Below are 23,024 nucleotides of genomic sequence, written 5' to 3'. Positions count from 1 at the left end.
GGCGGCGATCGTCAGACGCCGGTCACCACGACCTCGTCGAGGGCGGGCGGCCGGGTGGCGCGGGCGTAGACGGTCTCGCCCGCACGCAGGCCCAGGGCCTGTGCGTCGCCGCGCGTGACCTGCGCGGTGAACGATTCGCCGGTGGCTTCGTTGTGCAGCTCCACCCGCACCTCGAATCCGAGGTGCACGACCCGTTCGACGGTCGCGCGGGTGATGCCCAGCGACTCTGCGGTGCCCTCGCTGCGAGCCTCGGCGAGCTCCGGGGTGCGACCGAGCCGGATGTCGTGCGGCCGCACCAGCTGCCCGTTGAGCTTGGAGACGTTGCCGAGGAACGACATCACGAAGTCGTTGTCGGGGCGATCGTAGAGATCCTCGGGCGTCCCGATCTGCTCGATCCGGCCCCGGTTGAGGACCGCGATCCGGTCGGCGATGTCGAGCGCTTCCTCCTGGTCGTGGGTGACCAGCACGGTCGTCACGTGCACCTCGTCGTGCAGCCGGCGCAGCCAGGTGCGCAGATCGGCGCGGACCTTCGCGTCCAGCGCGCCGAACGGCTCGTCGAGCAGCAGCACCTGCGGGTCGACGGCGAGCGCGCGGGCCAGGGCCATGCGCTGACGCTGACCACCGGACAGCTGCGCCGGGTAGCGCTGCTGGAATCCGTCGAGCCCGACGATCTCGAGCAGCTCCCCCACCTTCTTGTCGATCTCGGCCTTCGGGCGCTTGCGGATCTTCAGGCCGAACGCGACGTTCTCCCGCACGGTCATGTGCTTGAACGCGGCGTAGTGCTGGAACACGAACCCGATGTCGCGCTTCTGCGGCGTCACGTCGGTGACGTCCTTGCCCGCGATGTGCACGGTGCCGGAGTCGAGGGTCTCGAGACCCGCGATCGACCGCAGCAACGTCGACTTGCCGGAGCCGGACGGGCCGAGCAGCGCGGTCAGCGAACCGGAGGGAATCTCGATGTCGACGTTGTCGAGCGCCGCGAAATCCCCGTAGTTCTTGCGGGCCCCGGTGACGGTGATCATTTGTCGGCACTCCTCTTGCGGTCGAGCAGGGTCATCAGCAGCAGCACGAGCACGGCGATGGCCATGAGCAGGGTCGCGGCACTGTAGGCACCGAAGGTGTTGTGGTCATCGATGTACCGGGCGTGCACCAGCAGCGTCAACGTCTGGGAGACACCGGGGAACCCGGACGACACCATGATGACCGCACCGAATTCGCCGAGTGCGCGGGCGACGGTGAGCACGATGCCGTAGGTCAGGCCCCAGCGGATGGCCGGCAGCGTGATCCGCCGGAACGTCTGCCACGCGTTCGCACCGAGGGTGGCGGCGGCCTGTTCCTGTTCCTCGCCGATCTCGTGCAGGACCGGTTCGACCTCCCGCACCACGAACGGCAACGTCACGAAGATCGTGGCGATCACCATGCCGGGCAGGCCGAAGATCACCTTGAATCCGAGGGACTCGAGGCCGCCGAACCAGCCGCCGGCGCCCCACAACATGATCAGGGCGACACCGACCACGATCGGTGACACCGCGAACGGCAGGTCCACGACCGACTGCAGCAGACCGCGGCCCGGGAAGCGGCCGCGCACGAGCGCGAGCGCGACGACGATGCCGAAGACGACGTTGAGGGGCACCACGATCGCGACGATGAGCAGCGACAGGTTCAGTGCCGAGATCGCGGCCGGCGTGCTGATCGACTCGACGAACGCCGTGATGCCGTTCTCGAACGTGCGGTACAGGATGACGCCGATCGGCACGAGCAACAGGAAGAAGAGGTAACCCAGCGCGACGGTGCGCAGGGAGATCCGGGTGAACGCGGAGAGTTTCACGCGTCGTTCTCCTCTCGGCGCCGGCCGCGGTTCGCGACGACCCGCAGCACGAACAGCGCGACGAACGCGATGAACAGCAGAGCGACCGACACGGCGGCGGCGTTGACCGGCCGGTCGATCTCGATCTGCTGCTGGATGTACTGCGACGCCATCTGCGTCTTGTACGGGATGTTGCCGCCGATGAGCACGATCGAGCCGTATTCGCCGATGGCGCGGGCGAATGCGAGACCGGCACCGCCGAGGACGGCGGGCCCGAGGGTCGGCAGGACGACGGAACGGAAGATGGTGAAGTTGTCGGCACCGAGCGACGCCGCCGCCTCCTCGACCTCCCGATCGGTTTCGAGCAGCACCGGTTGCACGGCCCGGACCACGAACGGCAGCGTCACGAATGCGAGCGCGATGATCAGACCGGGCTGGGTTGCGTTCAGGTGCAGGCCGATCGGGCTCATCGGCCCGTACAGCGACAGCAGCACGATGCTGGCGACGATCGTGGGCAGCGCGAACGGCAGGTCGATAAGCGCGTTGACGACCTTCTTGCCCGGGAACTCGTCGCGCACCAGCACCCAGGCGATGAGGGTTCCCATCACCGCGTTGATCAGCGCGACGATCACCGACACGACGACGGTGATCCGCAGCGTGGCCAGCGCGGCCGGGGCGGTGACGGCCTCGACGAAGCCGGACACCCCGTCGGCGAACGCGTGGGTGGTCAGCGCCGCGAGCGGCAGCAGGACGATGATGCTCAGCCACAGGGTGGCCACGCCGATGCCGAGTGGGCCGACCGCTCCGGTGAAGGCGAACAGCGGCTTCCGGCGGCGCGCCACCGGGGCGGGAGCTGCTGCTCCCGCCCCGGGGCGTGTCTCGGTGGTACTCACGGAACGGGCCTACTTCGTGGCGTTGTCGTAGATCACGGCGATCGAGCCGGTGCCCTGCTTGAACAGGTCGGCGTCGACGGCAGACCAGCCGCCGAGGTCTGCGATGGTCCACAGCTTCTGCGGCTGCGGGAAGTCGGCCGCGAACTCCTCGGCGACGGCCGGGTCGACCGGACGGAATCCGGCCTGCGCCCACAGGCGCTGCGCCTCGGTGGTGTACAGGTAGTCGTTGAACGCCTGGGCCTTGTCCGCGTTCGGGGAGTTCGTCAGCACCGCGGCCGGGTTCTCGATCTTGAACGTGACCGGCGGGGTGACGTGCTCGACGGGGTCCCCGTTGCGTTCGGCGAACAGGGCCTCGTTCTCGTAGCTGAGCAGAACGTCACCGGAGCCCTGCAGGAACGCCTCGGTCGCTTCGCGGCCGGACTTCGGCTGGATCTTGACGTGCTCGGTCACGAGCTGGTTGACGAAGTCCAGGCCGGCCTGGGGGTTGGCCCCGCCCTCGCTCTTCGCGGCGTACGGCGCGAGCAGGTTCCACTTGGCCGATCCCGAGCTGAACGGATTGGGGGTCACGACCTCGAGACCCGGCTGGAGCAGGTCGTCCCAGTCCTGGATGTTCTTCGGGTTGCCCTCGCGGACCACGATCGTCACGACGGAGCCGAAGGGAATGCCGTTGTAGGCACCGGTGTTCCAGTCCGCGTCGACGAGACCCGCGTCGACGAGGCGGGTGATGTCGGGTTCGACGGAGAAGTTGACGAAGTCGGCGGCCGCACCGTCCTTGACCTTGCGCGACTGGTCGCCGGAGGCGCCGTAGGACTGCTGGAAGGCAACGCCCTCGCCCTCTTCGGTGGCGTTGAATGCGGGGATGATCAGGTCGAAGCCGGGCTTCGGGACCGCGTAGGCGTACAGGTTGACGGTGCCGCCGGAGCCGTCCGCCACGCTGTCCTCACCGACGGTGTCGCTCGCGCCGCCCGCGCAAGCGGACAGCGCGGTCGCGGTGGCTGCCGCGAGGGCCGCGAACACGAGGGCAGAACGTTTCTTCATGGAACAGGGGCCTTCCTACAGGAGCGGTGTACGGAGGTGGTGACCCGCAGAAATCGGCACCGGAAGGCTCCGTGCGCACTGCCCGAGGCGTCCGGCGGATACCGGGGATCGGCACACGGAAGATCGATCGAGATTGCCCGGAAGCCGGTGCGGCAATGCCGCGGGTCGGGAAGGATCGATCAGCGACAACAGCTGACGTCGGCAACCGACAAGCTGCCGACAGCGATCAGCGCCAGCTCGTGGCGCACGCGGGGCAGTGTGGTTACGGACACGCCGGAGACTCTAGCAGAGCCGCCGATCATGCCCGACCGCGCGGTCAGCGGGTGAGAAACCAGGCGACGACGACGATGGCGAGCAGCGCGATCAGCGCCAGGGTCACGCGTGAGCGCGGCATGTCAGCGGTCCTTCGTCGTCGGTTCGGTCGTGGCGGGGACGGGCACATCGTGTTCGCGGCGTCCGACGGCCGCGAACACCCCTGCGAGAACGCGGTCGAGCAGCCAGGCCGCGCCGGCGCACAGCGGCACCATCACGAGCAGTACCAATGCGGCCTGCGGCACGAAGGACAGTCCGGCGAGCCACAGCTCGAATCCGTCCCACCACGATGCCACCCGGTCCACGCACCCACCTTAGACGGCGGGTCCACGACCACCGAATCCTCGGCCGTTCCCCGTGCAGGCGGAGCGCGCCGGACCGAGAATTGTGTGATGGGAGCCACGATCGACTTCGACGACCCCGATCCCGACGACCGGCCGCCGCCGATACTCCACCGGAGCCCGTATCCGCCGATCGACGACTACGCGTTCCTGTCGGACTGCGAGACGACCTGCCTGGTCGCCCGCAACGGCGCCGTCGAGTGGATGTGCCTGCCCCGGCCGGATTCGCCGAGCGTGTTCGGTTCGATCCTCGACCGCAGCGCGGGGCATTTCCGGATCGGCCCGCACGGACACACCGTGCCCGCAGCGCGCCGCTACCTTCCCGGTGGGCTGATTCTCGAGACCACCTGGCAGACCGAGACCGGCTGGATCGTGGTACGCGACGCGCTGGTGATGGGTCCGTGGCACGCGGTCGACGACCGGTCGCACACGCATCGCCGGACGCCGCCGGACTGGGATGCCGAGCACGTGTTGCTGCGCACGATCCGCTGCGTGAGCGGCACCGTGGAGTTCGAGATGAGCTGCGAGCCTGCGTTCGACTACAACCGGGAGTCCACGATGTGGGAGTACACCGGCAAGGTGTACGAGGAGGCGACCGCGCGCTGCCGGCCGGAAACGGCCGGTTCGCATCCGGAACTTCGCCTGACGACCGATATGCGCCTGGGTCTCGAAGGACGTGAGGCGCGCGCTCGCACCCGGATGTACAAGGGTGACAGTGTGTTCGTGGCCCTGTCGTGGTCCGACCACCCGGCTCCGAAGACGTTCGCGGAGGCGGCCGCGAAAATGGCTGCCACCGCAGACTTCTGGCGCGAGTGGATCACCACGGGCCGATTCCCGGATCATCCGTGGCGCAGCTATCTGCAGCGCAGTGCGCTGACGTTGAAGGGCCTGACCTACGCGCCGACCGGGGCACTGCTCGCGGCGTCGACCACCTCGCTGCCGGAAACTCCCGGCGGTGAACGCAACTGGGACTACCGCTACGCGTGGGTGCGTGATTCGACGTTCGCTCTGTGGGGCCTGTACACGCTGGGACTCGACCGGGAGGCCGACGACTTCTTCTCGTTCATCTCCGACGCGAGCCGTGACCAGCACGGCGTTCCCCGTCCGCTCCAGGTGATGTACGGGGTCGGCGGGGAACGTACCCTCGAGGAATCCGAACTCAACCATATGTGCGGCTACGACGAGGCCAGGCCGGTGCGGATCGGCAACGGCGCCTACCACCAGTCGCAGCACGATATCTGGGGCACCATGCTCGATTCGGTCTACCTCCACGTCAAATCCCGTGAGCACGTACCCGATTCGCTGTGGCCGTTGCTGAAACTCCAGGTCGAGGAGGCGTTGAAACACTGGCGGGAACCCGACCGCGGAATCTGGGAGGTACGCGGCGAACCCCAGCACTTCGTCTCGTCGAAGGTGATGTGCTGGGTCGCCCTCGACCGCGGCGCGAAACTCGCTGTGATGCAGGGCGAGAAGAGCTACGCGATGCAGTGGCAGAAGATGGCCGACGAGATCAAGGCCGACGTCCTCGCGCACGGCGTCGACGAACGCGGGGTGTTCACCCAGCGGTACGGGCATCCGTCTCTGGATGCGTCGGCGCTGCTGATTCCACTGCTACGGTTCCTGCCTGCCGACGATCCGCGGGTCCGCGCGACGGTGCTCGCCATCGCCGACGAACTCACCGAACACGGCCTGGTGCTGCGCTACCGGGTCGAGACCACCGACGACGGTCTTGCCGGCGAGGAGGGCACCTTCACGATCTGTTCGTTCTGGCTGGTGTCGGCACTGGTCGAGATCGGCGAGGTGGAGCGGGCCCGCGCGTTGTGCGAGCGGTTGCTCGGCTTCGCCAGCCCGCTCGAACTCTATGCCGAGGAGATCGATCCGCACACCGGCCGTCACCTGGGCAACTTCCCGCAGGCGTTCACCCACCTGGCCCAGATCAACGCGGTGGTGCACGTCATCCGCGCGGAGGAGCAGATCCAGACCGGCGCGTTCCACCCCGCCCATCTCCACCCGTCCTGATCTCAGACGCCGGCGATCGCCTCGAGCTGCGGCCGGATCGTGTCGAGCGCGTAGCCGATGGACAGCGACGAGGGCGTGTTGAACGCGGCGACGGTCGGGTAGTCGACGACGGCGAACTGTCCCTGCCCGACCACATACTGGGACAGCACTCCGGTCCGGCCCGCGAGCCCCGGCAGTGCGGCCTCCGCGATCTCGGCCTCACGATCGGAGATGATCTTCTCCGCGTCGTCGCTGCGCCCGAGGATCTCGCCGAGCACGCGGACCTGCTCGTCCCAGCGGTCGACACCGGTGTCGCCGAGCGGCGCGACCGTCGGCGCGACGGCGGACAGCGTGTCGAAATCCGTCTCGGGATCGACGAGCCACGATCCGAGTACGAGATCGGGTTGCAGCGAAGCGATCTGCTCGGCGGTGAAGGCTACCTTACATAGCGCTTACATAGCGCGGATGCGGTTATTGCTTGCCGAACCGGGCGAGCAGCGCCTCCGCCTGCGTCGCGATATCCCGGACGACGTCCCCGGCCGGCCTCTGCTCCCGAACGAGACCGGCCGCCTCTCCCGCGTACACGACCCCGACGTTTGGATCGTCGGCGACGTACGCGTCGGCGAGGGTCTGCTCGTCCACGCCGCGACCGTGCCAGTTCGCGGTGAAGTCGTTGGTGAGCGCACGCCCGCCCCACCGCTCCGGCCACGGCATGTGCCGCGCCTTGTCGAAGATGTCGGTGTAGACGGTGTCGCCACTGCCGGCGTCGACCAACTTCTGCCGGGCATAGGCCGGCCCGACGGTCTCCGGGCTCGCCAGCAGGGCCGTACCGACGTACGCTCCCTCGGCGCCGGCCGCGAGCACCGCCGCCAGACCGCGGCCCGATGCGATCCCGCCCGCCGCGAGCACCGGCAGCGACGTCGACTCGAGAACCTCCTGCAGCAGCGGCAGCGTGCCGACCCGGCCGGTGTGTCCGCCCGCCTCGTGGCCCTGCGCGACGACCGCGTCGACTCCCGCCGCCTCGACGACCCGCAGATCGTCGATCGAGTTGATCTGCGAGATGGCCAGTGCCCCTGCGTCGTGCACGCGTTGCACGTAGGGCGCGGGATCGCCGAACGACAGCGACACCACCCGCGGCCGCAGGTCGAGCACCGTACCGAGGAGCGTGGCGTCGTCGGCCAGGGCCCAGGTCATCAGGCCGAACCCGAGCAGTCCCCCACCGATCTCCCGTGCCGTCTGTGCCTCGGCCTCGAGCCACTCGGCGGTGTGGAAGCGGGCCGCGCCGATCAGGCCGATGCCGCCGGCGCGGGTGACCGCCCCGGCGAGGGCCCCACCGGCCCGCCCCACCATCGGCGCCCCGACGAGCGGAACGGTGATTCCCAGTTCACGGGTGAGCCAGGTGTCGAGCACGGCGGGATCCTTCCGGTGGAGTGGCGCCTACTTCTTGGGCTTGTCGGACGAAGCCTCCGACGACAGCGCCGCGACGAACGCTTCCTGCGGCACGTCGACGCGACCGATCGTCTTCATGCGCTTCTTGCCTTCCTTCTGCTTCTCGAGCAGCTTGCGCTTACGGCTGATGTCGCCGCCGTAGCACTTGGCGAGCACGTCCTTGCGGATGGCGCGGATGTTCTCGCGCGCGATGATCTTCGATCCGATCGCGGCCTGCACCGGCACCTCGAACTGCTGGCGCGGGATGAGCTCCTTGAGCTTCGTGGTCATCTTGTTGCCGTATGCGGCCGCGGCGTCCTTGTGCACGATCGCGCTGAACGCGTCGACAGCCTCGCCCTGCAGCAGGATGTCGACCTTCACCAGCGCGGCCTGCTGCTCGCCGGCCTCCTCGTAGTCGAGGCTCGCGTAGCCGCGGGTCCGGGACTTGAGCGAGTCGAAGAAGTCGAAGATGATCTCGGCCATCGGCAGCGTGTAGCGCAGCTCGACGCGGGTCTCGGACAGGTAGTCCATGCCGCCGAGCTCGCCGCGGCGGCTCTGGCACAGCTCCATGATCGAGCCGATGAACTCGCTCGGCGCGATGATCGTGCATTTGACGATCGGCTCGTAGATCTCGCGGGCCTTGCCCTCGGGCCAGTAGGACGGGTTGGTGACGATGTGCTCCTGGCCGCCCTCGAGGACGACGCGGTACACGACGTTCGGTGCCGTCGAGATGAGGTCGAGGCCGAACTCACGCTCGAGCCGTTCGCGGGTGATCTCCATGTGCAGCAGGCCGAGGAAGCCGCAGCGGAAGCCGAAGCCGAGCGCGACGGAGGTCTCCGGCTCGTAGGTCAGCGCCGCGTCGTTGAGCTGCAGCTTGTCGAGGGCATCGCGCAGGTCCGGGTAGTCGGAGCCGTCCACCGGGTACAGACCCGAGTAGACCATCGGGCGCGGCTCGCGGTAGCCGGTGAGCGGTTCGGTCGCGCCGTTGCGCGCGGTCGTCACGGTGTCGCCGACCTTCGACTGGCGCACGTCCTTCACGCCGGTGATGAGGTAGCCCACCTCGCCGACGCCGAGACCGGCCGTCGCCTTCGGTTCGGGCGAGACGATGCCGACCTCCAGCAGTTCGTGGGTCGCACCGGTCGACATCATCTTGATCTTCTCGCGCGGCACGATCTTGCCGTCGACGACACGAACGTACGTGACGACACCGCGGTAGGTGTCGTACACCGAGTCGAAGATCATGGCGCGGGCCGGCGCGTCCGGGTCCCCGACGGGCGGCGGGACCTGCCGGATCACCTCGTCGAGCAGTTCCGCCACACCCACACCGGTCTTGCCGGACACGCGCAGCACGTCGTCGGGTTCGCAGCCGATGATGTTGGCGATCTCCGCGGCGTAGCGGTCGGGATCGGCGGCGGGCAGGTCGATCTTGTTGAGGACCGGGATGATCGTCAGGTCCTTGTCGAGCGCGAGGTAGAGGTTCGCGAGGGTCTGTGCCTCGATGCCCTGCGCCGCGTCGACGAGCAGCACCGCGCCCTCACAGGCTTCGAGCGCGCGGGACACCTCGTAGGTGAAGTCGACGTGCCCGGGCGTGTCGATCAGGTGCATGACGTACTCTTCGTCGCCGACCTTCCAGGGCAGCCGCACGTTCTGTGCCTTGATGGTGATGCCGCGTTCGCGCTCGATGTCCATCCGGTCGAGGTACTGCGCGCGCATCGCGCGTTCCTCGACGACACCGGTGAGCTGCAGCATCCGGTCGGCGAGGGTGGATTTGCCGTGGTCGATGTGCGCGATGATGCAGAAGTTCCGGATCTTCGACGGATCCGTGAACGTCTTTTCCGCAAAGTTGCTGCTCAAGCCTTGTTCCCTCGTCTCACTCGCACACCGACACCGACCGGGTCGTCGCGACCGGTCCCGTTCTCGTCCCGCTACAGGATCGCATCAGCCACGATCCGCGCCTTCCCATCATCCCCCGGACCCCGCTCGGCAGGCACATCCAGGGTCGCGGCGGGGTCCGCCCGAGACTCTGCTCGGTACTTCGCTCAGGACGCAGACGGCTTCGGGGCGTCCCGTTTGCCGTGGCGGTTGATGCGCACGCGCAGATCGTCGAGCCCGACCTCGTGGCCGTCCTCGCTGCGGATCTGCACCCGGACCGGCGCGCTCGTGGCGTCCTCGACGAGCTGCAGCGGTCCGCCGTCGTCGTGCAGATACTTGTCGCCCCACTGCATGAGCGCGAGCACTGCGGGCAGCAGATCACGGCCCATGTCGGTGAGCACGTATTCGTAGCGCGTGCGCTGCCCCGGTTCCCGGTACGGGCTCTTGGCGAGCAATCCGGCTTCGACGAGTTCCTTCAGCCGCGCCGAGGCGACGGCCTCGGTGATGCCCACCCGCTGCGCGAAGTCGTCGAACCGGGTGGTGCCGTAGTACGCCTCCCGCAGTAGCAGCATCGCGGATCGGGTTCCGACGATCCGCATCGCGCGGCTGATCGAGCAGTGCTCACCGGTTTCCCACGCCGACCGGTCCGCGAGGGGTCCTTCGAGCTTCATCGCCATGCCCTCAGAATACTGACTTTCGGCCGCTATAGTCAGATCCGTCGTTGCTGGGTATGGTTTTGCATAGCTAGATGGTTGCAGTCAGCAGACCGAGCGTCCGGGATCCGACCCGGCGCTCACGAACGAGAAGGACTCCGATGAGAGACGCAGTGATCGTCGAGGCCGTCCGCAGTCCCCTGGGCCGGGGCCGGGAAACCGGTGCGCTGCACGACGTGCACCCCGTGGACCTGATGGCCCACAGCCTCCGCGCCGTCGTCGACCGCAGCGGCGTCGACCCGAACCTGATCGACGACGTGATCGGCGGCGTCGTCAGCACCGTCGGCGAGCAGGGCGCCAACGTCACCCGGCGCGCGGCACTCGCCGCCGGGTATCCGGAATCGGTGCCGGCCACCACCGTCGACCGGCAGTGCGGCAGCAGCCAGCAGGCGTTGCACTTCGCGGCACAGGGAGTGATCGCCGGCGCATACGACATCGCCGTTGCGGCCGGGGTCGAGTCGATGAGCCGGGTGCCGATGGGATCGAGCATGCTCGGGACGACCGATCCGAGCGGCGTCGCGTTCGCCGAACGCTACCCCGACGGCCTGGTGCCCCAGGGCATCAGCGCCGAGCTGATCGCCGCGCGCTGGGGCATCTCCCGCACGCAGATGGACGAGTTCGCGCTCGGCAGCCACGCGAGGGCGGCGACCGCCACGAAGAACGGTCTGTTCGACGCGGAGATCAGCCCCGTCGGCGAGGTTCGCACCGACGAAGGCATCCGCGTCGGCAGCACCCTGGAAACCCTGGCCGGGTTGCGTCCCGCCTACTTCGACGAGGCGATGGCGCGCAGGTTCCCGCGGATCGAGTGGAACGTGACGGCCGCCAACGCCAGTCAGGTCACCGACGGCAGCGCGGCGCTGCTGGTCACCACGAGCGAGCGGGCCGCACAGCTCGGGCTGACGCCGCTCGCCCGGGTGCACAGCGTCGCGGTCGCCGGGGACGACCCGCTGCTGATGCTGACCGCCGTCGTTCCCGCCACCCGCAAGGTGCTGGCGCGCGCCGGACTGACCCTCGACGACATCGACCTGTTCGAGGTCAACGAGGCGTTCGCGTCGGTGGTGCTCGCCTGGGCTCAGGAGACCGGCGCAGACCTGAACAAGGTGAACGTCCACGGCGGTGCCATCGCGCTCGGGCACCCGCTCGGGGCCAGCGGCGCCCGCCTGACGACCACGCTGATTCACGCACTGCATGAGCGCGGCGGTCGCTTCGGACTCCAGACGATGTGCGAGGCCGGAGGATTGGCGAACGCCACCGTCATCGAACGGCTGTGACCACCGAAACTACCGACCCACCGAAGGAACGAATCATGAACATCCAAGGACGCACCGTGCTCGTTACGGGCGCAACCGGAGGGCTGGGCCGGGAGTTCGTCCGCCAGTTCCTCGCTCGCGGAGCTCACCGCGTGTACGCCGCAGCGCGGCGCGATCACGACTGGCACGACGAACGCGTCGTCCCGATCTACCTCGACGTCACCGACCCCGATTCGATCCGGGCGGCGGCCGCCGCGGCGACCGATGTGGATGTGGTCGTGAACAACGCGGGGATCACCGGTGCACCCTCGCTGCTCACCTCCCCGATCGACGAGATCCGGGCCACGTTCGAGACCAATGTCTTCGGGCCGCTCGAACTCGTCCGCGCCGTCGCGCCCACCCTGGCGCGGCGCGGCGGCGGCGCCGTGATCGACGTGCACTCGGTGCTGAGCTGGCTGGCGGCGCCCGGGGCGTACAGCCCGTCCAAGGCCGCGTTCTGGGGTCTGACGAACACGCTGCGGCTCGAGTTGGCGGGACAGGGAACCCAGGTGGTCGGCGCTCATCTCGCCTACACCGACACCCCGATGATCGCGCACCTCGACGTCCCCAAGTCCGACCCCGCCGTCGTCGTCTCCCGCATCCTCGACGCTCTCGAGGACGGCGTGGACGAGGCGCTCGCCGACGAGGTGACGACCGGGTTCAGGGCAGTGCTCTCGACCGCCACCACCGGCCGGGTCCCGAGCCGCGCCTGACGAGCCGTCCGGTTCGGTCGATACCGCCCGAAACGACGGTTGGTGTACCGGTATTCCGATACACCAACCGTCATGACGGGCACGTCTGTGTCAGGCGTCGACCTGCTCGTAGTGTTCGACGGTCGGGAACGGGTCGTAGAAGTGGTGCAGCAGCCGACGCCACTGCTGGTAGTCCGCCGATCCGCGAAATCCCTCGGTGTGGTCCTCGAGGGTGTCCCATTCGACGAGCAGCAGGTAGGCGCCGGGCCGTTCGATGCAGCGGGACAGGCTCAGCCGGCGGAAGCCGGGCATCCGAGCGATGATCTGCCGGGCCTGAGCGAAGGCTGCTTCGAACTCGGTGGACATGCCCGGTTTCACCTGCAGCGGTGCGTGTTCGAGAATCACCTGCGCAGCGTAGTGCTCCCGACCGCGCCGGGCGTGTGCAACGACCGTCGGCCCGCTCCGGGCCCTACGCTCGAGGCCGTGTACAGCGACGACACCCCCGCCTTCGACCGCCTCCTCGCCGGCCTGCGCGCCCGCCGCGACCTCGCGGCCCAGCGCGCCACCGAAGCCGGTCTCGGGGAGCTTGCCGAGTTCGGCACCGTCGAGATCACCGTCGCCGAGCTCGACCAGCTCCTCGCCAAGATCGACGACCTCGACACCCAACTCATGACCCACGAATTCGTCGCCGGCCAACACCTCAAACAGACCCGAGTCACGGCCGCCATGATCGAGGACCTCGAGCAGGCCGTCGCCGGCCAGGACGGCCCCCTCGCCGACGCCATCATCGGCATCCTCGAGGCCCGTACGCGCCGTAAGGGCCGTTGACCTGCCGCCACGGACGCTGCCGCCGCGGCGCCGCTAAGCTCGGCGACCGTGGCTGGTACGTGGAAGAAACTCGGAAAGCAACTGGGCAAGCTGGCGGTCGAGCAGGGTCCTCGGCTGCTCGAGCAACTGCAGCGATCCGGTGCCTTGGACAAGGCCCGCATCGTGGCCGAGGGCAGAGCACGCACCGCACTCGGCGGCTCGGCGCAGACCCGTCGGCCCGCCCCCACACCCGGCCGGCCGGTGACCTCGCACAGCGCACCCACCGCGCACCGGGCGCGGCGCATCGACTATGCGCCCGACCTCGACGGTCGCGCCGATCCCGGTGAGATCGTGTGGACGTGGGTCGCCTACGAGGAGGACGCGAGCCAGGGCAAGGACCGGCCCGTTCTCGTCGTCGGCCGCAACGGCTCGACGCTGCTCGGTCTGATGCTCTCGTCGAACAGCGACCGCGACGGGCACCGCGACTGGCTCGCGCTGGGCCCGGGCGCCTGGGACGCCGAGAACCGGCCGAGCTGGGTTCGGCTCGACCGGGTTCTCGATGTCCCGGAGGAAGGCATCCGGCGCGAAGGCGCGATCCTGGACCGCAGGCGGTTCGACGCGGTCGCCACCCGCCTGCGCTCCGACTTCGGCTGGCAGTGAAGCCGGAGCGCAGCGAGACAGCGGTCGCGCGTTACGCGCGCAGGCCGCGGGTGTTGCCGAACAGCAGCCGGTAGACCAGCGCGCCCAGCGCACCGCCGATCAGCGGGAACACGATGAACACCCACAACTGGCCGAGCGCACCGACCTGGTAGGGCGCGACCGCGAGGCTGCGCGCCGGGTTGACCGAGGTGTTGTCGATCGGGATCGCGATCAGGTGGATCACCGCGAGGGTGAAGCCGATCGCGACACCGGCCATGAGCACGTCCGACACCTGATCGGTGGCCGAAAGCACCACGAACACCAGCAGCGCGGTGAGCAGCACCTCGATCAGGATCGTGGCGCCGAGGCCGTAACCCTCCTCCAGCACCCCACCGAGCGGGCCGGTGATCGCCGACGGACTGTGCGCACCCCAGCCGTTGGCACCGAGACCGTCCACGGTGCGGTCGTAGGACGGAAGCGACTGCGCGATCGTGTAGATCACCACACCGGCGAGCAGACCGCCGATGAACTGCGCGACCCAGTAGCCGACGGCACGCGCCGCGGTGATGTGGCCGACGATCAACTGGCCCACGGTGACTGCGGGATTGACGTGGCAGCCCGAGATCGGGCCGATCGTGTAGACGAGGAACAGCAGCGTGAGGCCGAATGCCAGCGCGACACCGAGATTGCCGACCTTCGCCCCGGCGAACACCGCCGTGCCGACGGCGGAGAACACCAGCACGAACGTGCCGATTCCTTCCGCCACGAACTTCTTGACGTCCGAGAACGGTTCCGTCTCGACGTATTCCTGGGCTGTCTCGTGTTGGGACGTCATGGGACCACCTAGAGGTTCGCGGCCCCGTGGGGCCGATCCGAGTCGGTTCGACTTCCCCCTGCGTCCGGCACATTACGCAAGCCGGGTGACCTCGACAACAACCTCGTGCGCCGTGGCGCCGCCGCCGGTGTAGATGCCCTTGAGCGGCGGCACGTCCGCGTAATCCCGTCCTACCCCGACCGAAACGTGCTGTTCACCGATGAACGACAGGTTGGTCGGGTCGTAACCCCACCACGCCCCGGTCCACGCCTCGATCCACGCGTGGGACTCTCCTGCGGCGGTCACCCCGATCTCGGCGTCGACCTGCGGATGCAGGTATCCCGAAACGTACCGCGCGGGAATGTCCATGGCGCGCAGCAACAACAGCGTCAGGTGCGCATAGTCCTGGCACACGCCGCTGCGGTCCGCGTACGCCTCGACGGCCGAGGTGTGCACCCCGGTCGAGCCCGGCACGTAGTTCATCTCCTCGTGCACCCACTGCGCGGCGGCGAACACCGCCGAGACCGGGTCGAGTCCGCGGGCCAGGCCGCGCGCGACCTTGGCGAGGTTCTTGTCCGCGGGCACGAACACCGTCGGCACCAGCAGTTCGTCGAACCGATCGCGGATCGGTTCCGAACGCAGTTCGTCCCAATCGACCACGGTCTCGGGCGGTCCCGACACCTCGGTTTCGACGACGGACAGGCCCGTGACGTCGAGCGAGGTGTGCGGGGCGTGCAGGTCGAAGGCGGTGACCCCGCTGCCCCAGTAGTCGGTGTAGCGGTAGGCCCGTGTCGCCGGTGTGGTGTCGACGCGGGACAGGATCACCGTCTGCCGGCCGTCCGACCGCGGCGTGAGACGAGCCTCGTTGTACGACGAGGTCACCGGCCCGTCGTAGCCGTATCCCGTGGTGTGCACCACGCGCATCCGCCAGCTCACAGTTCTCCTTCCACCGGCACGCGGTCGAGTTCCACGGCCCTCGCATCGATCCACGCCACCCAAGGGGCGGAGTGGAAGAACTGACGCGCAATCGCGTCACCGACCTGCCGGCACATGTCCTGCAGCATCAGCAGACGCTCGGCGAGTTCCTCCACGAGCACCCCCGGCTCGAGGAATTCGAGTTCGCTGCGGGCCCGCCCGAGCAGGCGCTGCGCCGCGTTCCCGGCTCCGAGCCGGTTGTCGGAGGAGTCGAGTTCGGCCAGGCAGCGTTCGGCCTCCTGGATCGCGCTGAATACCGAGCGCGGGAACAGCCGGTCGAGCAGCATGAACTCGACGATGCGGCCCGCGTCGAGCGCCCCCCGATAGGTGCGCAGGTAGGTGTCGTGCCCGCCCGCCGAACGCAGCACCGTCGCCCAGGTCGGGGAGGTCGGACGGTCGCCGGCCCGCGACAGCAGCAGGCGCACGGTCATGTCGACGCGTTCGATGGACCGGCCCAGCAGCAGGAATCGGTAGCCGTCGTCGCGGCACAGAGTGCTGTCGGCCAGGCCCGCGAACATCGCGGCACGTTCCTCGATGTAGCGGAAGAACTCGTGCGGGCCGAGGCGTTTCGACGCGCGTTCACGTTCGGCGAGACCGTTGTAGGTGGTGTTGAGGCACTGCCACATCTCCGTGGACGTGACCTCGCGCGCGCCGCGGGCGTTTTCCCGTGCGGCGGCGATCGTCGACGCGATCGACGTGCCGCCGTCGCGTCCGAACGCCACGAGGTCGACGACGGACTGCACGTCCAGGGCACCGGCAGGCTCGTCGAACCCGAGAACACGCAGCAGCCGGCGGCACGTCTTGTCGGGATCGACCGTCGAGTCCTCGAGAAGCTGGTGGACCGCGACGTCCATGATCCGGGCCGTGTCGTCGGCCCGCTCGACGTAGCGGCCGATCCAGAACAGCGATTCCGCGTTGCGCGCCAGCATCAATGCCCCCTCCCGTTCTGCTGTTGCTGCTGTTGTTGTTGCTGCTGGGTGTCGCTCAGTTCCGGTCCGCGATCGACGGATCCGACCTGCAACGGTTCCGCGACGACCCGGTCGCCACCGAGTTCGCTCTCCTCGCCCGAGCTGCGGGGCGCGAGCACCCACGTGTCCTTGCTGCCGCCGCCCTGGCTGGAGTTGACCACCAGCGACCCTTCGGGCAGCGCGACCCGGGTCAGGCCGCCCGGCAGCACCCACACGTCCTCACCGTCGTTGACCGCGAAGGGCCGCAGGTCCACGTGCCGCGGCGCGAGCGCCTCGCCTGCCCGGGTGGGGACGGTCGACAGCTGCACGACTGGCTGCGCGATCCAGCTGCGCGGGTCGGCCCGGATCTTGCGGGCCATGGTCTTCAGTTCCGCGGCGGAGGCATCGGGGCCGAACACGATGCCGTAGCCGCCGGAGCCCTCGACCGGTTTGATCACCAGTTCGTCGATGCGGTCGAGGACCTCCTCACGCTCCTCGTCCAGCCAGCACCGCAGGGTGTCGACGTTCGGGAGCAGCGGCTTCTCGCCGAGGTAGTAGTCGATGATGTCCGGCACATAGGTGTAGATCAGCTTGTCGTCGCCGACACCGTTGCCGACAGCGCTCGAGATGACGACGTTGCCCGCGCGGGCGGCATTGAGGATGCCGGCGACACCGAGCACCGAGTCGGGCCGGAACTGCATCGGGTCGAGGAAGTCGTCGTCGATGCGGCGGTAGACGACGTCGACCTGCCGCTCACCTTCGGTGGTGCGCATGTAGACGATGTTGTCGCGGCAGAACAGGTCGCGGCCCTCGACGAGTTCGACACCCATCTGCCGGGCGAGGAGGGAGTGTTCGAAGTAGGCGGAGTTCGCGACACCGGGGGTGAGCACCACGACGGTGGGGTCGGCGGCGTTGGGGGCCGCGGCGGCACGCAGTGCGCGCAGCAGGCGCAGCGCGTACTCGCCGACGGGCCGGACCCTGTGTTCGAGGAACAGGTCGGGAGCGACCCGGGCCATCGCGCGACGGTTCTCCATGACGTAGGACACGCCCGACGGGGATCGCAGGTTGTCCTCGAGGACCCGGAAGGTGCCGGTCTCGTCGCGGATGAGGTCGATCCCGGCGACGTGGATGCGCACCCCGTTCGGCGGCACGATGCCGGCCGCTTCGCGGTGGAAGTGCTCACACGAGGTCACCAGCCGTTTGGGCACGACGCGGTCGCGGAGGATGTGCTGCTCGCCGTACACGTCGTGGAGGAACATCTCGAGCGCCCGCACCCGCTGGGTGACGCCTCGCTCGATCTTGGTCCATTCTGCGGCGGCGATCACCCGCGGCACGAGGTCGAGCGGGAACGGTCGTTCCTGCCCGGACAGGGAGAAGGTCACACCCTGGTCGGTGAACGCCCGGCCGAGCGCCTCGGTGCGGGCGGTGAGGTCCTCCGGTCCCTTCGCTTCGAGGATCTTCGCGAGGCGCCGGTACGGGGCTCGCACACGGCCGTCCGCGTCGAACATCTCGTCGTACGCCGCTCCGGCGGCGGCCGCGTCCGGGTAGCCGTCGAAGACGTCGGTGGTCGTCGATCGACGTCGTTTCCCGGTTCCGGCAGCGTCGAGGGTGGAGTTGCGGCGGCTCATGTCCGAAATGTTCGTACACGTCCGGCCCGGGTGCGGAATCGGAAACAAACTTGTCACGCCCGCGAAACATTTGGAACGGGAACGAAATATTCGGGCCCCGAACGCGACCGCTTTTTGGCATTGCGGCGGCCCGCTGGTATCGTCGTACGTCGGTGCGCTTTGGTGCACCCAGAGCTTTCCGACCAGCTACCCAGCAAAACGACAGGATTTTACGCGTGGCCAACATCAAGTCCCAGGTGAAGCGGATCCGCACCAACGAGCGCAACCGACTCCGCAACCAGTCGGTCAAGTCCTCGCTGCGCACGGCGATCCGTTCCTTCCGCGAGGCCGCGGCCGCCGGCGACAAGGACAAGGCCACCGAGCTCCTCGTCTCCACCAGCCGCAAGCTCGACAAGGCCGCCAGCAAGGGTGTCATCCACCCGAACCAGGCCGCCAACAAGAAGTCGGCTCTGGCGAAGGTTGCCAACCAGCTCTGAGGTAGAACGCAAGCTCTGGCTCCGACAAGACCGCCCTCTCCGTGAGGGCGGTCTTTCGTCGTCCGGACCCCGGACCGAACCGGGAGCGGTGATCAGCGGCCGGCCAGGGCGGCGATCCGCCGGACCGCACGCTCGACCGCGTAGTCGGCGTCGGCGGCGATGCCCTTGACCTCACCGTTGAGGGCCGCCACGATCGCCAGTCCGGACGCGACCGAGTCCGGATTCCACGCGCGGGCCTGCGCCTGCGCCTTCTTCACCTTCCACGGCGGCATACCCAGATCCGACGCCATCTTGAACGGATCACCGCGCCCGGCGGACCCGACCCGCGCGATGGTGTGCACCGCGTCGGCCAGCGCGTCGGCCAGCAGCACGTGCGCGACACCGCGGTGCATCGCCCAGCGCAACGCCTCGAGCGCGCCGGCCGTGTCCCCCGCGACGGCCTTCTCGGCCACCTCGAACCCGGTGACCTCCGCCTTGCCGGAGTAGTACCGGTTCACCGCGGTCACGTCGACCTTCCCGCCGGTGTCCGCGCACAACTGGCTGCACGCGGCGGCGAGTTCCCGCAGATCCGAGCCCACCGCGTCGATCACCATCTGCACGACGTCGGGCGCCACGCGCACCCCGGCGGCCCGGAACTCGGCGCGCACGAAGTCGACACGTTCGCTCGCCTTGGTGACCTTCGCGCATTCGTGGACCTCGGCGCCGCACTTCTGCAGCGACCCCACCATCGCCTTGGCCCGGCCGCCGCCGCTGTGCAGGATCACCAGCGTGACGCCCTCGGGTGGCGCGGCCGCCGCGTCGAGGATCAACGCGACCGCGTCCTTGCCGGCCTCGGCGGCGGCTTCGAGCACCACCACGCGGTCCTCGGCGAACAGCGACGGACTCAGCAGTTCCGCGAGTTCGGCGGCACCGGCATCGCCCGCGCGCAGCCGGGACACCGGCAACTGGGCGCCCGCGCCGCTGGTTTCGCGTACTCCGGCGACGATCCCGGCGACCGCGCGTTCGACGAGCAGTTCTTCGTCGCCCAGGACCAGGTGCAGTTGCGTCGCGCTCACGGACCGATCGTGCCACGATGGTCGGACACGACGGCAAGGGCCCCGGACCCGGCCCGTACCACCGCGATGTCCCCCAGCACGTCGGTGGTCAGTACCCGTGTGCCCAGTTCCTGCAGACTCGACAGAATCTCCGGGTGCGGGTGCCCGAACGGGTTGTCGCGTCCGACCCCGACCAACGCGACGCGGGGACGCACCTCCGCGAGGAACCGCGACGACGACGTCCGTGAACCGTGATGCGGAACCTTGAGCACGTCGGCCCGAACCTCGGCGCCCGAGCGCAGGAGTGCCTCCTGCGCACCCGCTTCGGCATCGCCGGTCAGCAGCACCGACCCGATCGGGGTATCGGCCCGCGCGACCAGCGACCGGTCGTTCTCCTCACCACCGCCCGGACCGTCGCCGAGCACCCGGAGGGTGATCGTCCCGATCGTGAACACCTCACCCCGATGGATTTCCCGGGTCGGCACCGAGAACCGCCGCGCGGTCGCGACCAGGTCGGCACCGCCGGGGCGCGAGGTCGCGCCCGGACCCGTGACGACGACCGCCACCGACCGATCCGCGAGCACACCGCCGAGACCGCCGACGTGATCGGCATGCAGATGGGTGATCAACAGCATCGGGATGCGGGTCACCCGCAGCCGGCGCAGGCACCGGTCCACGGCCGTCGCATCCGGTCCGGTGTCCACGACGATCGCGCCGCCGTCGCCGGTGGACAGCACGAAACTGTCACCCTGTCCCACATCGCACGCGACGAGCACCCACCCCGTCCCGGGCCAGCCCGGCCGGCCGATCCACACCGGCACACACACGGCCGCCGCGGCCAGTGCCGCGACCGCGACGATCCTCCTCAGCCGGCGGTGCCGTGCCACCACCCAACCGCACACGATCGCCGCACCGACGGTCACGGCACCGGCCGCACCCGCCGGCACCGTCAGTTCGGCGGTGGGCAACGCGGCCGCGCGGTCGGCCACTTCGAGCAGCCACCACAGCATCGGGGCGGCGCCGCGCGCGAGCAGTTCCGCCCCCGGCGACCACACCGCGCCGCACAGGACGACCAGGGACCCGAGCACGGTGAGCGGCGGAAGCACCGGCGCCACCAGCACATTCGCGACGACCGCCACCACGCTCACCGAGCCGGACAGGGCCGCGACGATCGGGGCGGTGACGACGAACGCCGCCGCGGACACCGCACACACCTCGGCGAGGGCCCGCGGGATGCCGCGGGCCCGCATGCGCGTCACCCATCCCGGCGCCACCGCGATCAGTCCGGCCGTCGCGACGACCGACAGCGCGAAACCGGCGTCGGCTGCGAGCTCCGGTGCGACGATCAGCAACATCCCGATCGACGCGGCGAGCGCCGGCATCGCCTGCCTGCGTCGTCCCACCACCAGTGCGAGCAGCGCGACCGATCCCATCGCGGCGGCGCGCAGCACGCTCGGTGACGGCCGCACCACGACGACGAACGCGACGAGTGCCAGGGCGGCGAGGACGGTACCCGTGCGCGGTCCGATTCCGAGTGCCCGCACGAGCAGCAGCACCGCGCCGAGCACGATGCTCACGTTCGCCCCGGACACCGCGGTCAGATGGGTCAGACCCGCGACCCGGAACTCCTCGCGCACGTCGTCCGGCAGGTTCGAGGTGTCCCCGACGATCAGTCCCGGCAGCAGCCCGGCGGCATCGGGTGACAGCACGGCCTGCGCCGCGGACGCGAGCCCTTCCCGGACGGTCGCGGCCCACCGCTGATGCAGCGGCGGCGGCGCGACCGCGCGCGGTGGTCCCTGGGCCCGCAGCAGCGCGGCCACGAGTCCCGGCCCGTCCGCGACGGCGAGCGTGCCGCGCACCGTGATGCGTTGTCCCGGAACCAGTTCCGACCAGGTTTCGGCCGCCGCGAACAGGACGACCGAGCCGCCCGCGTCGACGCGCTCGCGTCCGATCTGCGCGGACCGCAACGACGCCGGGATCCGCACCTGCGGCTCCCCACCGAAAGCGTTCTGCCGCACCGCTTTCGGATCGTCGTCGACCACCACCTCGGCGGTGACGCGCGCTCCGCGCGGCGCCGCGGTCGCGAGCGGATGCGTCTCGGCGGCTGCGGCACGCACCCCGACGGCGACGCCGTAGCCGGCGCCGATCAGCAACGCTGCCAGGAGCGGTCCCGCGACCACGCGGACCCGTCTCGATCTGCGTGCGCGGGCGAATGCGGCAACCCCGGCGAGCAGCACGGCGATCACGGTGCCGGCCAGGGCCGCCCGGCTGCCCGCGTACAGACCGAGCAGCGTGACGGCCCATGCCGCGGCCGCGCACGGAACGAGCCGGGCATCGAGCCGCGTAGCGATCCGGTCGCTGTTCACACCGTGACCAGCGTGCGCAGTCGCGCGAGCCGGGCCGGGCCGATGCCGTCGACCTCGCCGAGTTGCTCGACATCCGTGAACGGCCCGTTCTCGTCGCGCCAGGCGATGATGGCCGCGGCGGTCACCGGACCCACTCCGGGCAACGCGTCGAGCGCCGCTTCGTCGGCGGTGTTCAGATTCACCGGTCCCGCCGCACCTCCCGATGCCGCGCCTCCCGATGCCGCACCTCCCGATGCCGAGGCTCGTGATCCCGCACCGGTTCCGGCGCTCGACACGCTGCTCGCGGGAGGCGGCGGATCCGGCGGCGCGGCACCGACGACGAGCTGGTCGCCGTCGGCGAGGCGCTGCGCCAGATTGATGCCCGTAAGGTCGGCGCCCGGCAACGCTCCCCCGGCGGCAGTCAGCGCATCCGCGACCCGCGTACCGGGTGCCAACGTCACGAGGCCCGGTGCGGCGACCAACCCGACGACGCTGACTACGAGTTCTTCGAGCTCGACCGTGTCCGGCGCCGCTGCCGCGCCGCTCGGCGCGGAAAGTAGCGGGTCGGACGCGGTCGACACCGAAGGCAGCGGTGGAACCGCTTGCGGCACAGGCTGATCACGCCACACCACGACGAACGCGACGAGTGCCGCGACGATGCCGACCACGCCGAGCGCCGCGGTCCCGCCGTTGCCCGTCTGCCAGCGTGCCGCGCGCAATCGGTCGATCAGCCGCAGCGGTTCCGGCTCACCGACCGGTGACTCTTCCCCATCGTCACCGGCAGCCCTGTCCCCGGCAGCCCTGTAATCACCGTCGGCCCCGTAGTCACCGGCGGCACGGGCGATCGCGTCCAGCCGGGACCGGACCCGTTCCCCCTCGTCGCCGCTCCCCATGCCGCGACGGTAACCATCCGGGGATCGGCGCGAGACCCGCCGACGCCGGATCCGGCGAATCTGTGGATGAATCCGGCGCCTGT

Annotated in this window: 24 protein-coding genes; 6 read left to right on the top strand and 18 right to left on the bottom strand. The window is 69.4% G+C overall.

Annotated elements, in window-relative coordinates:
- Positions 1 to 11: 11 nt before the first annotated feature.
- The 6 genes from ACWDUD_RS00755 to ACWDUD_RS00730 form a co-directional block, all read right to left on the bottom strand.
- The gene (locus ACWDUD_RS00755; protein WP_450108052.1) at positions 12 to 1,022 is read right to left on the bottom strand and encodes a sulfate/molybdate ABC transporter ATP-binding protein; all 1,011 of its coding nucleotides are present in this window, start codon (positions 1,020 to 1,022) and stop codon (positions 12 to 14) included.
- Positions 1,019 to 1,828 (bottom strand): sulfate ABC transporter permease subunit CysW, encoded by an 810-nt coding sequence (cysW, locus tag ACWDUD_RS00750; RefSeq protein ID WP_450108051.1) that lies wholly within the window; start codon positions 1,826 to 1,828, stop codon positions 1,019 to 1,021. Before cysW ends, ACWDUD_RS00755 begins: the two co-directional genes overlap by 4 nt.
- Entirely contained in the window at positions 1,825 to 2,649 is an 825-nt protein-coding gene (gene cysT, locus ACWDUD_RS00745; protein ID WP_450108146.1) for a sulfate ABC transporter permease subunit CysT, read from the bottom strand. The genes cysW and cysT overlap by 4 nt, the downstream gene beginning before the upstream one ends.
- A gap of 60 nt (positions 2,650 to 2,709) precedes the next feature.
- A complete protein-coding gene (locus ACWDUD_RS00740) occupies positions 2,710 to 3,738 on the bottom strand; it encodes a sulfate ABC transporter substrate-binding protein (protein WP_197252178.1) in 1,029 nt (342 codons plus the stop codon).
- A 179-nt stretch (positions 3,739 to 3,917) separates the two neighbouring features.
- Positions 3,918 to 4,010, bottom strand: a complete 93-nt coding sequence (locus ACWDUD_RS00735) for an Ms4533A family Cys-rich leader peptide (protein WP_368862555.1) — start codon at positions 4,008 to 4,010, stop codon at positions 3,918 to 3,920.
- A gap of 123 nt (positions 4,011 to 4,133) precedes the next feature.
- A complete protein-coding gene (locus ACWDUD_RS00730) occupies positions 4,134 to 4,355 on the bottom strand; it encodes a hypothetical protein (RefSeq protein WP_197252179.1) in 222 nt (73 codons plus the stop codon).
- Between the two features lie 87 nt (positions 4,356 to 4,442).
- Here ACWDUD_RS00730 and ACWDUD_RS00725 point away from each other — a divergent pair, with 87 nt between their 5' ends.
- Complete coding sequence (locus tag ACWDUD_RS00725; RefSeq protein ID WP_450108050.1) at positions 4,443 to 6,410, top strand: glycoside hydrolase family 15 protein; 1,968 nt, start codon at positions 4,443 to 4,445, stop codon at positions 6,408 to 6,410.
- Positions 6,411 to 6,412: 2 nt separating this feature from the next.
- Here the strand turns inward: ACWDUD_RS00725 and ACWDUD_RS00720 are convergent, their stop codons facing one another.
- The 4 genes from ACWDUD_RS00720 to ACWDUD_RS00705 form a co-directional block, all read right to left on the bottom strand.
- Positions 6,413 to 6,808 (bottom strand): ABC transporter substrate-binding protein, encoded by a 396-nt coding sequence (locus ACWDUD_RS00720; protein WP_197252216.1) that lies wholly within the window; start codon positions 6,806 to 6,808, stop codon positions 6,413 to 6,415.
- 52 nt (positions 6,809 to 6,860) lie between these two features.
- Positions 6,861 to 7,799 (bottom strand): NAD(P)H-dependent flavin oxidoreductase, encoded by a 939-nt coding sequence (locus tag ACWDUD_RS00715; protein WP_248673313.1) that lies wholly within the window; start codon positions 7,797 to 7,799, stop codon positions 6,861 to 6,863.
- A gap of 27 nt (positions 7,800 to 7,826) precedes the next feature.
- Positions 7,827 to 9,671: a translation elongation factor 4 gene (lepA, locus tag ACWDUD_RS00710; protein ID WP_197252181.1), complete on the bottom strand. Its 1,845-nt coding sequence runs from the start codon at positions 9,669 to 9,671 to the stop codon at positions 7,827 to 7,829.
- Between the two features lie 185 nt (positions 9,672 to 9,856).
- Positions 9,857 to 10,366: a winged helix-turn-helix transcriptional regulator gene (locus ACWDUD_RS00705; protein ID WP_450108049.1), complete on the bottom strand. Its 510-nt coding sequence runs from the start codon at positions 10,364 to 10,366 to the stop codon at positions 9,857 to 9,859.
- A 137-nt stretch (positions 10,367 to 10,503) separates the two neighbouring features.
- On the opposite strand from ACWDUD_RS00705, the gene ACWDUD_RS00700 reads away from it, so the two are divergent.
- Complete coding sequence (locus ACWDUD_RS00700) at positions 10,504 to 11,673, top strand: thiolase family protein (RefSeq protein ID WP_450108048.1); 1,170 nt, start codon at positions 10,504 to 10,506, stop codon at positions 11,671 to 11,673.
- Between the two features lie 35 nt (positions 11,674 to 11,708).
- A complete protein-coding gene (locus ACWDUD_RS00695; RefSeq protein ID WP_450108047.1) occupies positions 11,709 to 12,404 on the top strand; it encodes an SDR family oxidoreductase in 696 nt (231 codons plus the stop codon).
- 90 nt (positions 12,405 to 12,494) lie between these two features.
- Here the strand turns inward: ACWDUD_RS00695 and ACWDUD_RS00690 are convergent, their stop codons facing one another.
- A complete protein-coding gene (locus ACWDUD_RS00690; RefSeq protein ID WP_450108046.1) occupies positions 12,495 to 12,788 on the bottom strand; it encodes an antibiotic biosynthesis monooxygenase family protein in 294 nt (97 codons plus the stop codon).
- Positions 12,789 to 12,866: 78 nt separating this feature from the next.
- Here ACWDUD_RS00690 and ACWDUD_RS00685 point away from each other — a divergent pair, with 78 nt between their 5' ends.
- Positions 12,867 to 13,211 carry a hypothetical protein gene (locus tag ACWDUD_RS00685; RefSeq protein WP_450108045.1) on the top strand — a complete coding sequence of 115 codons (345 nt, stop codon included), beginning with the start codon at positions 12,867 to 12,869 and terminating at the stop codon, positions 13,209 to 13,211.
- A gap of 48 nt (positions 13,212 to 13,259) precedes the next feature.
- On the top strand, positions 13,260 to 13,850 hold the full coding sequence (locus ACWDUD_RS00680; RefSeq protein ID WP_450108044.1) for a type II toxin-antitoxin system PemK/MazF family toxin: 591 nt from the start codon (positions 13,260 to 13,262) through the stop codon (positions 13,848 to 13,850).
- Between the two features lie 31 nt (positions 13,851 to 13,881).
- Here ACWDUD_RS00680 and ACWDUD_RS00675 read toward each other — a convergent pair whose 3' ends face one another.
- The 4 genes from ACWDUD_RS00675 to ACWDUD_RS00660 all read right to left on the bottom strand — a co-directional run bounded on the left by ACWDUD_RS00675 (position 13,882) and on the right by ACWDUD_RS00660 (position 18,193).
- Complete coding sequence (locus tag ACWDUD_RS00675; protein ID WP_197252188.1) at positions 13,882 to 14,664, bottom strand: aquaporin; 783 nt, start codon at positions 14,662 to 14,664, stop codon at positions 13,882 to 13,884.
- A 72-nt stretch (positions 14,665 to 14,736) separates the two neighbouring features.
- A complete protein-coding gene (locus tag ACWDUD_RS00670) occupies positions 14,737 to 15,567 on the bottom strand; it encodes a transglutaminase family protein (RefSeq protein ID WP_450108145.1) in 831 nt (276 codons plus the stop codon).
- Positions 15,568 to 15,575: 8 nt separating this feature from the next.
- Positions 15,576 to 16,547, bottom strand: a complete 972-nt coding sequence (locus ACWDUD_RS00665) for an alpha-E domain-containing protein (protein WP_248673314.1) — start codon at positions 16,545 to 16,547, stop codon at positions 15,576 to 15,578.
- Positions 16,547 to 18,193 carry a circularly permuted type 2 ATP-grasp protein gene (locus ACWDUD_RS00660; RefSeq protein ID WP_450108043.1) on the bottom strand — a complete coding sequence of 549 codons (1,647 nt, stop codon included), beginning with the start codon at positions 18,191 to 18,193 and terminating at the stop codon, positions 16,547 to 16,549. Before ACWDUD_RS00660 ends, ACWDUD_RS00665 begins: the two co-directional genes overlap by 1 nt.
- Positions 18,194 to 18,408: 215 nt before the next feature.
- Between ACWDUD_RS00660 and rpsT the strand changes: the two genes are divergently transcribed.
- The gene (gene rpsT, locus ACWDUD_RS00655; RefSeq protein WP_420751961.1) at positions 18,409 to 18,669 is read left to right on the top strand and encodes a 30S ribosomal protein S20; all 261 of its coding nucleotides are present in this window, start codon (positions 18,409 to 18,411) and stop codon (positions 18,667 to 18,669) included.
- 92 nt (positions 18,670 to 18,761) lie between these two features.
- Here rpsT and holA read toward each other — a convergent pair whose 3' ends face one another.
- From holA to ACWDUD_RS00640, 3 genes are read right to left on the bottom strand one after another with little or no spacing between them, the layout of a single operon-like run.
- On the bottom strand, positions 18,762 to 19,724 hold the full coding sequence (holA, locus tag ACWDUD_RS00650) for a DNA polymerase III subunit delta (RefSeq protein ID WP_197252191.1): 963 nt from the start codon (positions 19,722 to 19,724) through the stop codon (positions 18,762 to 18,764).
- Positions 19,721 to 22,069 (bottom strand): DNA internalization-related competence protein ComEC/Rec2, encoded by a 2,349-nt coding sequence (locus ACWDUD_RS00645; protein WP_450108042.1) that lies wholly within the window; start codon positions 22,067 to 22,069, stop codon positions 19,721 to 19,723. The genes holA and ACWDUD_RS00645 overlap by 4 nt, the downstream gene beginning before the upstream one ends.
- The gene (locus tag ACWDUD_RS00640; protein ID WP_450108041.1) at positions 22,066 to 22,941 is read right to left on the bottom strand and encodes a helix-hairpin-helix domain-containing protein; all 876 of its coding nucleotides are present in this window, start codon (positions 22,939 to 22,941) and stop codon (positions 22,066 to 22,068) included. The genes ACWDUD_RS00645 and ACWDUD_RS00640 overlap by 4 nt, the downstream gene beginning before the upstream one ends.
- Between the last annotated feature and the right edge of the window lie 83 nt (positions 22,942 to 23,024).

It is taken from the genome of Rhodococcus sp. NPDC003382, from assembly GCF_053589135.1.
This window is presented reverse-complemented; position numbering and strand designations above follow the sequence as displayed.